This is a genomic window from Parabacteroides timonensis (assembly GCF_900128505.1).
GTDB lineage: Bacteria > Bacteroidota > Bacteroidia > Bacteroidales > Tannerellaceae > Parabacteroides > Parabacteroides timonensis.
The window spans coordinates 3432901-3446122 of record NZ_LT669941.1; the positions used below are offsets into that span (position 1 = coordinate 3432901).

8 protein-coding genes are annotated in these 13222 nt (G+C 42.3%); 2 read left to right on the forward strand and 6 right to left on the reverse strand.

Features of this window, described 5'->3' with window-relative positions; translation table 11 throughout:
• Positions 1-22: 22 nt before the first annotated feature.
• Positions 23-808 (reverse strand): diadenylate cyclase CdaA, encoded by a 786-nt coding sequence (cdaA, locus tag BQ7394_RS21470; RefSeq protein ID WP_075559280.1) that lies wholly within the window; start codon positions 806-808, stop codon positions 23-25.
• Positions 809-812: 4 nt separating this feature from the next.
• Positions 813-1673, reverse strand: a complete 861-nt coding sequence (folP, locus tag BQ7394_RS21475) for a dihydropteroate synthase (RefSeq protein WP_075560157.1) — start codon at positions 1671-1673, stop codon at positions 813-815.
• 118 nt (positions 1674-1791) lie between these two features.
• Between folP and BQ7394_RS21480 the strand changes: the two genes are divergently transcribed.
• Positions 1792-3075: a UDP-N-acetylmuramoyl-tripeptide--D-alanyl-D-alanine ligase gene (locus BQ7394_RS21480; RefSeq protein ID WP_075559281.1), complete on the forward strand. Its 1284-nt coding sequence runs from the start codon at positions 1792-1794 to the stop codon at positions 3073-3075.
• Positions 3076-3201: 126 nt separating this feature from the next.
• Here the strand turns inward: BQ7394_RS21480 and BQ7394_RS21485 are convergent, their stop codons facing one another.
• The 4 genes from BQ7394_RS21485 to BQ7394_RS21500 form a co-directional block, all read right to left on the reverse strand.
• Positions 3202-3669 (reverse strand): hypothetical protein, encoded by a 468-nt coding sequence (locus tag BQ7394_RS21485; RefSeq protein WP_075559282.1) that lies wholly within the window; start codon positions 3667-3669, stop codon positions 3202-3204.
• A 224-nt stretch (positions 3670-3893) separates the two neighbouring features.
• A complete protein-coding gene (locus tag BQ7394_RS21490) occupies positions 3894-7949 on the reverse strand; it encodes a DUF6383 domain-containing protein (RefSeq protein WP_075559283.1) in 4056 nt (1351 codons plus the stop codon).
• A 726-nt stretch (positions 7950-8675) separates the two neighbouring features.
• A complete protein-coding gene (locus tag BQ7394_RS21495; protein WP_075559284.1) occupies positions 8676-10988 on the reverse strand; it encodes a DUF2339 domain-containing protein in 2313 nt (770 codons plus the stop codon).
• Between the two features lie 45 nt (positions 10989-11033).
• Positions 11034-11999: a hypothetical protein gene (locus tag BQ7394_RS21500; RefSeq protein ID WP_075559285.1), complete on the reverse strand. Its 966-nt coding sequence runs from the start codon at positions 11997-11999 to the stop codon at positions 11034-11036.
• Positions 12000-12109: 110 nt separating this feature from the next.
• Here BQ7394_RS21500 and BQ7394_RS21505 point away from each other — a divergent pair, with 110 nt between their 5' ends.
• Entirely contained in the window at positions 12110-13009 is a 900-nt protein-coding gene (locus BQ7394_RS21505) for a PfkB family carbohydrate kinase (RefSeq protein ID WP_075559286.1), read from the forward strand.
• The last annotated feature ends 213 nt before the right edge of the window (positions 13010-13222 follow it).

Here is a 13222-nt window from a genome sequence, read left to right on the forward strand (position 1 = left end):
AGAGCTGTCACTTTCAGAACATTTAACAGTAATTCACGACTTCTCGCCCTCCGGAAAGGATTTGTTGCAGATCTTCGGCTGAAATATTGATCTCCAGCTTACCATTATGGGCTACAGATATTTTACCACGTTCTTCCGATACAATAATTATCAACGCATCAGTCTCAAGAGACATTCCCAATGCGGAACGGTGCCGCAACCCCAAATCTTTCGGCAGACTGGCATTCTGGGCAACCGGAAGGATACAGCCTGCGGCCTTGATACGCCCATCGGCAATGATCATAGCGCCATCATGCAAAGGGCTGTTCTTAAAGAAAATATTTTCGATCAGGCGGGCATTGACATCAGCGTTGAACATCTCTCCCGTATGCTCATAGACCGAGAGATCGACATCCTGCTGGATCACGATCAGGGCACCGGTCTTTTTACGGGCCATATTCATACAGGCTAATACTACGGGAGCGACAAATTTCCCTTCACGTTCATTGTTCGTATCCCTTTTTGAAAAGAGCTTTCCCAGGAACTTCCATCCCCGATGGGACCCTAACGCCATCAGGAAACGGCGGATCTCATCCTGAAACAGAATAACCAATACTACAAAACCGACACTGATAAACTTATCCAGTATAGCCCCCATCAAACGCATTTCCAACACCTGCGAAACAAGAATCCATACTATAATAAACGAAACTACCCCACTAAAGATGGCCAGCGTACCCGAACTTTTCATCAGTTTGTATGTCTGGTAAAGAAAAAAGGCTACCAGCAGTACATCGATCAGGTCTTTTATTCCGAAATGCATCCACATAATATTAACAGTTGACAGTTGATAGTTGACAGTTGACAGTTTTTAAAACAAGTTTGACGGCTTCGACAGCGGCTTTTACATCATGAACCCGGAGAATATCAGCACCGTTCATCAGTGCCAGCGTGTTCAATACCGTAGTACCGTTCAGGCTATCGGCCGGTGTTCCTCCAAGGAAACGGTAGATCATACTTTTACGGGATATCCCCACCAGGAGAGGAAGTTCGAACAATCCGAATTCCTGCAGATGATTCATCAGAAAGTAGTTCTGATCGACGGTCTTACTGAAGCCAAAGCCGGGATCAAGAATAATATCGTTCACGCCCAGCAAACGCAGTTCACGAACTTTCGTAGCGAAATACAACATGATCTCCTCCATCATATCCGTATAACCGGTATATTGTTGCATTGTTTGGGGAGTCCCCCGCATATGCATCATTATATAAGGTACATTCAGATCGGCTACTGTCGCAAACATGTTTTTATCCAGTTCGCCGCCGGATATATCATTTATGATGGCGACGCCATATTCCTCCACACATTTACGGGCTACATCAGCACGAAAAGTATCCACCGATACCACAGCTTCCGGATAATGCGTATTCAATATCTTCAACGCAAACGCCAGGCGCTCCATTTCTTCTTCCGGGGAAACCTCAGCAGCATCGGGCCGGGAAGAATACCCGCCGATATCGATAATCTCTCCGCCTTCCGAGAGAATTGCCTGTATCCGGTCATTGATAGCTGCTTCATTCTGTTTACGGCTGTCGGCATAGAAAGAGTCGGGGGTTACATTCAAAATACCCATCACGACAGGAGTCGCCAACGACAAGAGTGTACCCTTAATATTGAGCGTTTTATCTAACATTTCGATCCATATTTCCAGCAAAGATACACGATTCTCATTTAAATATTCATTCTTCATTCCTCATTCTTCATTTAATTGTTACTTTTGCTCACCAATAATAAGCAAATGAAAAAAAGCTATGAGTATATCAGAACTGTATGAATTGTTTATACACAATCCGAAAATAACAACAGACAGCCGCAATTGCCCAAGGGGATCTATCTTCTTCGCCCTGAAAGGTGAAAGGTTCGACGGGAACCAATATGCGGAAAAGGCTTTAGCTACCGGTTGCTCCTACGCGGTAATCGATAATCCGGATTATGTCATTGGGGAGCGTACCATTTTGGTCGATAATGTATTGACAACTTTGCAGCAACTGGCTTGTCGTCACCGGAAAATGCTGGGTATTCCTGTTATCGGAATTACCGGAACAAACGGAAAAACCACTACCAAAGAACTATTGGCTGCTGTATTATCGACCAAATTTAACCTGCTTTATACCGAAGGAAACTTCAACAATCATATCGGCGTCCCACTCACCTTGCTTCGCCTGACCCACGACCATGAAATGGCGGTGATAGAAATGGGGGCCAGCCATCCGGGAGATATCAAGGAGCTGGTAGAGATCGCATTACCCAACTACGGGATCATTACAAATGTAGGTCGTGCGCATCTGGAAGGCTTCGGCTCGTTTGAGGGAGTAGTCAAGACCAAAGGAGAGTTATACGACTATATCCGCCGTACCAAAGGCAAGATATTTATTAAGAAAGAGAATAAAGACCTGCAGGAGATTGCCAAAGGAATCGAACAGATCACTTACGGGAACGATGATAGTTCTTTCGCATCAGGCCACATCATCAGTTGTAACCCATACCTTACTTTCGACTGGAAACAGCAGGGCAAGATACATACGGTTGAAACGCATCTGATAGGCGGATATAACCTCGACAATGTATTGACAGCCGTAGCCGTGGGCCGTTATTTCAAGATTCCGGCAGAACGTATCAGCCGGGCTATTGCGGCATACGAACCGACCAACAACCGTTCGCAATTGAAGAAAACAGAACATAATACTTTACTGATCGACGCATACAATGCTAACCCGAGCAGTATGAAGGTGGCTATCGAGAACTTCACTTCCATGCCTGTATCCCCTAAAGCCGTTATTCTGGGAGACATGCGTGAACTGGGCCCGACAAGCGACGAATTGCATGCCGAAGTAATAGCCGAAGTAAAAGCAGGTAAGTTCGATAAGGTATTCCTTTGCGGGGAACATTTCCGGAAAGCGGGCAAAGAGTTTACCACTTATGCAACAACAGAAGAACTGATCGATGCATTAAAAGCCAACCCGTTAAAAGGGTTTCACATCCTGATCAAAGGATCGCATGGGATGGCGTTGGAGAAAACGGTAGAGTTTTTATAACGTAACAAAGATCAGACGTTCTTCTTATACTTTTTATTCGCTCCTGACAGCAGCACAAGGCTACTTGTCAGGAGAACGAACAATATTCTGTATCCTACCACAGCCTACCAACCGGCAACGTTTCGTCTACCGTCCTATTAGCATAGTGAATAATAAAGCAAATACAAAATAGGCAACATAACTACCGGCAGAAACAGCCAATGAAACCAGCAATTGTTTTATAAAAGATTTTTCCCGACGCATATAATTGTAGGTGAATGTAGCTCCCACGATGCCGAATAAAGCACCGAGCAGGCCACCTGTCAATATCAATAAAACAGGAAGACCTCCCACAATATACTCACGGGTGGATAAACGTTCCTCCAGATCTATCTTTTTTCCACGGAAGGTAACTACATGAACGAAATCGAAACCATAGACGATCTTCATCTCTTCTTGTTCACCTTCGGTATTTGTAACATAGTACTTCGGATTAAAAGCTCCCTTCCTTACTATTTCCCTGCCATCCTGAAACAAATGTATTTTAAACATTCCGTACACCAACTTTAGCTCACCTTGTACCCCTTCTATTTTAAAAGTAACTTCCTTTGCCATGTTTTTATTTTATTAGAATTAAGTTTAGAAACACAAATATACAAGAAAGCCCCGGAAATTGGAACTTCCGGGGCCTTTTTTGTGTCTGTTTTTCTCCTTCGCAGGAGTACTGGCAGATGAACTTTATTTTATTACTTTAGTATTAAACTATCACCTTTTCCCCCTCGCGGGATACTTGACCCTAAGATCGCGTGATAGAATTTTATTTCAATTTAAATGTATTCTTATTTTACAATTGCCTTTACAGCAGCTTCACCTTCAACAGCTACAACAACTACACCTTGAGGAGCAGCGATTTCTGCATTGTCGGAAGAAAGAACTGTGTTAGCGATAGTCTGACCAAGGATATTGCTGATAGCAACTGTCTTGCCCTGAGCACCCTTGATAGTTACATAACCTTCGCCGGCAATTACACTTACTGAAGATGCGTTGATATTTTCGTTAGCAACAGGAGCTTCAGTTGTCTTAGAAATATTGAAGATAGCTGCATCAGCAATCTTATCTGTCAATACAGGTACACCATTCAAGATGCGAACGAAAGCACCACCTACAGTTTCCATATAGAAGCTCTTAGTATCCTGATCTTTGATTCTCAGAGCGAATGTAGCCTTGTTAGGAGTGTTATTTTTAACTATCAGTGAATCATTCTTATGTTGTTTTGTACCAACAAACTTAGAGCTGGAGATAATGATAGTATCAGCAATGTGAGTTGCAGGAACAAATGCCAAACGATAAGCGCCGTCGTACAAGCTCGGGTGAGTCTTAACGCCTGCAGGCACAGAGTCTGACAATGATACCAGATAATCAGCTGTGCGGTAAGCATCAGTTGCTTTTCTATGACTCGGGTCAGTACAGTTCGGGTTCTTATCCGGGCAATCAATGATTGTACCGGCTTCCTGATAAGACTGACGCAGACCGATCATATACTGAGGCATATAGTTGTCTTCACGATCAACATAAGCTGTATCAATGAATAGAGCAGCTTCACTCTGTGTTGCAGCAGCATTATAAATACCTAAGAAATTCAAGCTATCTTTAGCAACTTCGTTACCATTGTTAGCTACGATATTTACAGAGTTTTCATACAGGAAGCGGGTCGGCTCATTTTCCATGAAGATCTTAGCAGAATCAACACCGTTCAGCATCAAACCATCGTCAGCCTTTGTTACACCCAGTTCGCGGTAAACATTCAGGTTGGTCTGTTCGATTGTGAAGTAGTCGTTCTTTTCAGAGATCAAAGAAGAAGATTCTACGATCGGCTGTTTCGGCTGTGGGTTAACAGTCATCTTAGCCCAAGTAGCAGCTGTCTTTGTATCAATCATCATATACTGACCTTCAGCAACAGCTTTAAAGTAGAATGCTGCTTTGCTTTCAGCTTCCTTGCTATCAGATCTTGTAATGCTAAATACGTTATCATTAGAATTGTTGTAGATATAGTATTTGTTACCATCAGCATCTGTCATATAAACATGATATTTAGCACGTTTCATATCTTCAAAACCAACAACTTCAAGACCATAAGGCAGTTTGCTGTCTTTTACTGTTTCCAAATACCAAACTACAGCGTCTTCACCTAATACTACTACGCTGTCTTTCTTAGACTGCATATACAGAGCATTCAGATAAGGAGAAGCAGAAGATATCTTGAAAGTACGATTGATCAAACTGTTGTCTTCACCAGCATAGAAGTAACCGTTGTAATCGTAAGCAACTTTATCTTCTGTTTCAAACTTCAAGCCAGAACGATCAACAGCGATCAGTTTCAAGGTATCAGTACCATTTGTATATGTATCAGCGATAGCCTTACCATCTTCGTCTTTTACTACGAATACCGGACCTACATATTCAACAGCAGCTGTTTCACGGTTTACAATCTGATAGTAACCGTCTGTTGCACCCTTAACAATAGCCCACTGAGTTGCAGGGTTGTAAGTGCTTGTATCAGCAGAAGCTACAATAGCCATGCTACCATCCTCATCACTGTAAGAAGCTACATTAAACTTGTCAGTATTCTTCGGATCAACCTCATTCTTAATCTGCCAGAAGTACAGGTTATTAGTTGCGATAACAGCATCACCAGCCATTGTTGCGTACGGCTGCATCAAAGGTAATGTGTAACCGTTGATAGTGCCGTCATCTTCTTTTTTAGTAGGATCTAGTGCACCATCATTAACAACAGTCAGAACCATACCTTTACCAAGTTTACGAAGGACTACCTGACCATTATTAGCAGACTCTGTTGTTAAAGCTGTTGTTCCATTAGTAAAATATTTACCAGCAACTGAAACAGGTTGTTCTATAGCTTCTGCATACTTAACTGCATCAAACGCAACTGCATAATCTGTAACAGCTGCAGCATTTGCTGTATTATTTGTTTTAACAGCTTCAATCAATGCTGAATTTTCATCTACAGTAGTAAAGGTATAATCACTTCCATATACACCACCTAAATTAATAAATTTATTATATGCAGCATCCAAAGCATTTAATGCACCGCGCAAAGTTGTATTTTCCGCAGCTACTGCCAATACAGCATCTTTCAACTCGTCATATCCAACAATAGGGGTTGCTTGACCATCTACTTTTGTTTGAGCAGGACACTCAAAATCAGCAAACAGAACTGTGTAAGCTTGAACATCAGTGTGAGTAGCTGCGTCATCCACTGCTGTAATCAGAGTCTGACCAGTACTAGTTCCACCAGTATTCCAAGTACCATTTGCATCAAACTTTGCAGCAGCAAAAGTAATAGCAGCATCTGTGTTATTTTCAGCAGCCTTAGTCAAGAAAGCCTGATAAGCTGCGTCCAAGTTAGCAATCTCTGTATCGGCACCGTTACCCTGAGCTTTAGTCTTAGCCGCATCATAACCAGCAATAGCAGAAACAGTTCCTGGAGTCACAGTTTGAGCCGATTGCTTTAAATCACTAAAAGCGTCAACATAACTAGTTATTGCAGCGACTGTAGGAGTATTAAGATCTTTTACAGCATCAATTAAAGCAGCATTATCTGTTTTAAATTCAACCTCAGCATTTGTAGAATTGGATGCTGCAATGAAAGACTCATAAGCAGTATTCAATGCATTAACAGCATCTTTCAAGTCCTTGTTTGCTGCAGTTGCCATAATAGCAGCAGTATATAAATCTGTATAACCATCAATATCAGTCAAAACACTAACCATCTCAGTACCAGACACATTCAAAGGTTTAGGAACAACTGTTGTATTCAGAACCAAAGAGTCATTTCCATAGTAATACACACCTGAAAATTCAGCAGAAACAGAGGCACGTTTAATATTACTTCCTTTTGCAGAATTTACGGTGCCTGTAAATGCACCTGCAATATAATCAACTTCGCCAACTTTTCCAGCTGCATATTTATCATTAGGTACTGTATCAGCTACCAATGCAAAATATTTATTGGCATCATCCTGATAAATCGTATCAACCTGCAAATATTTCTTCTTGTCGATCTGAATATAACCTTTTCCATCTTTTGTTTTTGTCATGTCATTTGTAAAACCTTTCACAGTCTCACCATTCCACAAAGCAAAAGTATTAGCAGCAGAGGTATATTCAACAGCTTCCCACTTTTTAGCAGCAGTTAAAACGTTTGTTTCGTTAGAAGAAACGTCTTTTCCATTGTTGAAATACAATTTACCACCATTACCCGGCAAAGCCATAACATCATTGAAAGCTTTAGCTGTCAATGTGATGTAGTCATTCGGTAAAGTAATAGTAAATGCTGTTCCGGTCAAAGTTCCTGGTAAACCCTGTTTTGCAGCTAACTTCAAATTAGCATCCAAATAGAAAGTAGAGTCCTTACCTGCCGTTGCATTAGGAACATAAGCATACAAATGACCATTTGCATCAACAGACCATTCTTTGTTACCTGTTGCATCGATCTTAGCAACAGCAGTTGATGCACCTTTGTTATTTGTCTGCAACTTGATAGCCAAATACTCACCAGTTTGTTTGTTTACAAAACGATAAGACAGAGCTGCACTTGTTTCTGCAGGTTTAATAACTTCAACACGCCATAATGTGTTGAACAAATCTTTGAAAGTCTTTCCTTCTTGGAAAGCATTGTTTTGAATAATGCTATTCAGATCAACCTTACTCAGAACGCCATTGTTTCCAATTGCAAGAGCAGAAGTACCCTCTGTTCCTAATTTAACATAGTCCCCAGCTTTAGCTTCTGTTGGCATTCCTGCCGCCTGTGCGCTAAAAGAGAACCCACCCGCCAGCAGGACGCTGGCAACAAGCGTAGAAAACTTTTTGTTCATAATTCTAAATTTAATATTAATACTAATGTTAATGAAAACTTCTTTGTACACGTTCTATAGCTGAAATGACTAGCTAAAACGTTCCTTTTTTCTAGTCATTCTTTCCGGGTTCGTGGTCAGAACGCCCTATTTCGTACAAACTTTGCTATTCGGTTGATAAGAAAGCATATAGAGATGGAAAATATTTTTACGAAATGATTGCAGAAACGAAACTTATGTCTAAATTTGTAGACTAGAAAAAAGGAACGTTTTCTCTAGTCATTCCGATTCGTTCGTAATACCCTTCATAAAAGTCATTTAAATCACTTTTCTTTATATATAATGTACCCGCGTACATCTTATATATGTATTTTTTCGACATCTCATTTCCAGCACCTTACGAACACCTGATTTACCGATTTTCAAACCATCCCCGAAATTTGCCTGAAAAGCAGGTTATTTTCCCCCTTTCCAGCCATCTGCCGGCTACTACTACGGAGGCAGTTTAAACGATCCGGCATCTGCCGGCAATCACCTGCGGGGTAAAGGGGAATACATGCCGAACTAATCTTTGTTCGACACAGGTCAAACAGCTGTTCGACGAGTGTCAGACAGCTGTCCCATACGGGTCGAACAGCTGTCCCACACCCGTCAAACAAAGATTAAGTGAGGAGTCAGCAAGAATAGGAAGCACGTAAAGGAGATCAGAAGGAAGGAGAACAACAACAACACAAAGGCAATTGGTACTTACTCCTTTGCCGATGGATTTTCATCGTTATCCATAAACAACACCTTCTTCAGCTTCTGATACAGGAAGGACAGGACAAGCAGGATAACCCCCAGCATGATAAAGACAATGATCTTTCCGACCGTAGGCAACAACCACAAATCGACAATAACCAGCTTCAGAAGGACAACGCCAAAGACTGCCAGGCTAATCATACGCAGAATCTTAAGATGCAAACGCATACCAAACGACATTTGAATAAAGCCCGCAATACTCAGGGAAATGGAAAGGGCTGCACTCGATTCATTCTGTAAACCGGAAAGATACAATATATTATGCACAGCAACTGCCCATAGTATAGTTGAAGCAATTGCAATAAACGAAGTCATCAGGTTCGCCCTTTTCTGACGAAAATCGAAAGAACGGTAATACCATTTTCCAAGAAGAAACAGATGGATTACTACAATAACGAGGGACATCCACTGCAAAATAAACAGGGAAGAATCACCATACTCGTTGGCAACCCGCGAAAGCAGGATAAACAAACAGCCGGAAAGCCCCGTTGCCACCGCATAAACGACAGAGAATCGCTCCATCGAAAAACGCTTCCTCAACCCAATCAACAGTAATAACAGGGTAAAGCCTGTAAAGGCCAGACAAGAACAACAACTCAACGGCCAGTACGCTATATTACGGTAGAAATCTACAATAAACGAAAGATATACCACACCACAGGCTACCAGTAACGAAATCACACTAAAAGGAATATATTTCAGGCTCACCGCTCCGGCAAACAGTTCTTTCTCCCGTTCCATCAACCAGGCAAACAAGCCAAAGGCCAACCCGGTAAAGATCCCGGTAGCAAAAGTGCCGTTCAGCAACAAAGGCTGAACAAGACCTTCCGATAAGGCATTCTCCACATCGATCAGGAAAGAAATGATTGTAAGGAAAAGAAGAGCTAAAGCAAAATACTCATAAACAGTCTGCCGGAACTTTGTGAAAAACCACAGGACAGCAACCATTTCGGTAGCCCAAAGCAGCGTGATGAAACTACCTTCCAACTGGATAGGTATGCTTATCGAAATAAAGGTCAGAAACATACCTGTCAATGCGGTAAACAGATAACCAGTATCCGACTTTCTCCGACGTATGGCAAAAGCAAGGCATACGTTAACCAAAGCAATAAACAAGGTGAATGCACCTTTGATATTATAAGGCAACTGCAACTCATGGAGATACCATAAAGCAAAATAAAGATAGATGAAATTATTCAATACAACAATCATCATCAGCGGCTGATTCGCTTTCTTATTATCCGTACGCAACACAGAAACGACAGGCAGCAGGAATATCAGATAAAACAAGGTGGAGAAAAGCAACAAATGGATCAATTGTCCGCTTCCGGCAATATCCAGATCGGCCACCAGTGAATATCCCAGCATGATCACATAAGTAGCCACAAAGCCGATAACAGGTAACTCTCCCCATTTCTTATACAACGACAAACCGAACATACCCAGATTCAAAATTGTCAGATAAATAAACAGAACCAGGTAGTTTCCCATCCCGTTACTGACCAGGAAAGGAGCGATAAAGCCACCCACCAGACCTATAATAGCCAGTTCGCGCCGGTTGTAAACCACCGAAAGCAAGGACATCAACACCGTCAGTACCACCAATATAACAAACGCAACAGTCTGGCTGAACAAACCGTAATAATGATAAGCCATCGCCACCGTTACATAAAAAATGGCAAAAGCGCCACCCGCCAGCAGGGAACTGAATGTGCGATAGGTGTTCTTCAGCCTTTGCGACACCACCAGCAAGCCGCCGCCGACCACAAAGCCCAGAATCGTGCGGAATACTTCATTTATCCAATCCTTATCGATCGCATATTTAACGAACAATCCCATACCGACCACAAGGACAAGGATACCTATCTTTCCGAATAAATTCTCTCCGATGTATTTCTCGTAATCGACTTTCTTTTTCTCTTTGACGAGGCCGAACGGCTGAATCAGGGGTTGGATTTCTACTTCGTCCGGCTTTTCTTCCGGATAATGCTCAACCGGCTTTTCCACAAAAACCGTAACAGATTCTTCTGCAACATTTTGTACAGGTTCTTCTATTACCACCTCTTTCGGAATATCCTCCGTTATGATAGTCGTACTTGTCCCCGATTGCCGCTTTATCTCTTCCAACTGAGATTCCACATACTTCTTCAGACTATAAATATCTTTCCGGAGAGCATCTGCATGAGCATTCATCTTGCTTATATGAGAATATAGGCTGACCCACACGACAACGATCAGTACGACTAGTAGAAATTCCATAACGTTATATTTAAAGATCGCAACTAAGATACGGATTTATTTGGATTACAGGCAATCGATGATCGCCCTTTGCTTTTCAAAAAATAAGATACGCTGTTTCTCTCCACTGACAGAGATCATCGTCGATGACCTCAATAGCGCCTGCATCCAGTTATAAAAGATCTCATACGCCTTCCCGTCCAAGGACACAACCGAATTCAGGATAAAAGCACGGATCATACTGATACGCAGGTTCTTGGTTTCCAGATAACTGTAACTGGCATCAAAATTAATATTGGATATATAGAGCTGGATCGGATTGCCAGTCTCGCTATATGTTCCCCTCGAAGCAAGAATCTCCAACTTATTAAGAAAATGTTGTAACTCTTGTTTTATCAAACAGACATCCTCTGTGCCGATCAACCGGATACTGCTGTAATACTGGAGGTCATTTACCATATACTGGAAGATCAAAGGGTCCCACACATAAGTTGTATTCTTTATATGTTTGGACTCGGTAGCTGTTACGCGCTGAACCGCCAATAATTTCTCTGCCGATTCAATATCCCGGAAATGGATAGTCCTGTCCGAATGGCCATACTGGTTATACCACTTGAACAAATAAAAACGGGTGATATGTGTATAATCAAGCAGAAAAATAGCAGGCAGAACATTCATACATTCCACATTACAGGAGGCCGGATCTTCCCGTGCTTCCTTCAGCCGTTCGTTATACAGTCCCCACATCCTATAATCGTCTTCAATCGGATCGACGTACTCCACCAGACTCAACTGGTAAGGACGGCTTTTAGCCGAGTTTGTTCCGGCCAGATTATCCAACGAAATTCCTAATTTATTGGAGATCGCCGCAATTTCCGCGAAGGAGAAAGCCACATCGCCCCTCATGCGACGATAAACAGCCTCTCTCTCCAGGCGCAGTAATTCAACCAATGTATTAGTTAAGGTTGCTTTGTGCGGTATCTTCTCTCTGATTGCGCCAATGAATTTTTCGTGAATCAGGTTTTTACTCATAACAACAATTTTAATGATCGTCAGTAGACAAAAATAATAAAAATAAAGATACGGTTCCTATCCGTTGCAATTTTGACTACTTTTGTACGTATTTACAAATAATCAATAATATGCATGATCTTTGCTGTATAGGGCACATCACGTTAGACAAGATAGTGACCCCTAAAAATACCGTACACATGGCGGGAGGAACCGCATTTTACTTCTCGCATGCGATCAAACATTTCAACGATATAGATTACACATTGATAACCGCACTTGCCGAATCTGAAATGAAGGAGGTCGACAGACTGCGGTCTGAAGGAATCGACGTCGCGGTAATGCCCAGTAAACATTCCGTTTATTTTGAAAACATCTATGGTGAGAATCAGGATAACCGTACACAACGGGTGTTGGCTAAAGCCGATCCTTTCACCATCGATTACCTGAAAGAGGTGGAAGCCAAAATATTCCACCTGGGTAGCTTGTTGGCGGACGACTTTTCATTGGATGTAGTAAAATACATGGCCAACAAAGGGTTTGTCTCGGCCGACTCACAAGGTTATCTACGGGAAGTAAGGGATAAAAATGTATACGCTACCGACTGGGTCGGGAAAGAGGAAGCACTGAAATATATCCATTTCCTAAAAGCCAATGAACTTGAGATGGTGGCACTGACCGGATACTCTGATGTTGCCAGTGCAGCTAAGCAGTTATATGCTTGGGGAGTAAAAGAGGTGTTGATCACTTTAGGCAGCCTGGGATCTGTTATTTATGACGGACAGGCATTCCACAAGATACCGGCCTATAAGCCGAGGGAAGTTGTCGATGCCACCGGCTGTGGCGACACTTACATGACCGGCTACCTGTATCAACGTGCCAAAGGTGCCGGGATAGAAGAAGCAGGATGTTTCGCAGCGGCCATGTCGACTATTAAGATCGAAGCATCAGGCCCTTTCAGCGGAACCAAGGAAGATGTCATCCGTTGCATGGAGACGGCGGAACAACGTTTTCCAGAGATTCAAATTTAGCAAGATAGAGTCTTTTTTATGAGGCTCCGCCTCATGCCGCAGGCTCTCTTTTGCCGTTTGCTTCAGCAAACGGATATCTAAAAGCTCCGGCTTTGCCGGATTCCTCTGTGGGTTTTAACCCCTTTCATATAAGAAAGAAGCCCCGTTAATATAGGGGCTTAAGCCCACAAAGGAAGAGGCTTTGCCTCCTGTCTTTTATATCCGTCGGTTAAA

Coding starts and splice junctions, on each gene's coding strand:
- BQ7394_RS21495 (WP_075559284.1), bottom strand. CDS start 10,988: ATGGAATTTCTACTAGTCGTACTGATCGTTGTCGTGTGGGTCAGCCTA.
- BQ7394_RS21500 (WP_075559285.1), bottom strand. CDS start 11,999: ATGAGTAAAAACCTGATTCACGAAAAATTCATTGGCGCAATCAGAGAG.
- BQ7394_RS21480 (WP_075559281.1), top strand. CDS start 1,792: ATGAGTATATCAGAACTGTATGAATTGTTTATACACAATCCGAAAATA.
- folP (WP_075560157.1), bottom strand. CDS start 1,673: ATGTTAGATAAAACGCTCAATATTAAGGGTACACTCTTGTCGTTGGCG.
- cdaA (WP_075559280.1), bottom strand. CDS start 808: ATGTGGATGCATTTCGGAATAAAAGACCTGATCGATGTACTGCTGGTA.
- BQ7394_RS21485 (WP_075559282.1), bottom strand. CDS start 3,669: ATGGCAAAGGAAGTTACTTTTAAAATAGAAGGGGTACAAGGTGAGCTA.
- BQ7394_RS21505 (WP_075559286.1), top strand. CDS start 12,110: ATGCATGATCTTTGCTGTATAGGGCACATCACGTTAGACAAGATAGTG.
- BQ7394_RS21490 (WP_075559283.1), bottom strand. CDS start 7,949: ATGAACAAAAAGTTTTCTACGCTTGTTGCCAGCGTCCTGCTGGCGGGT.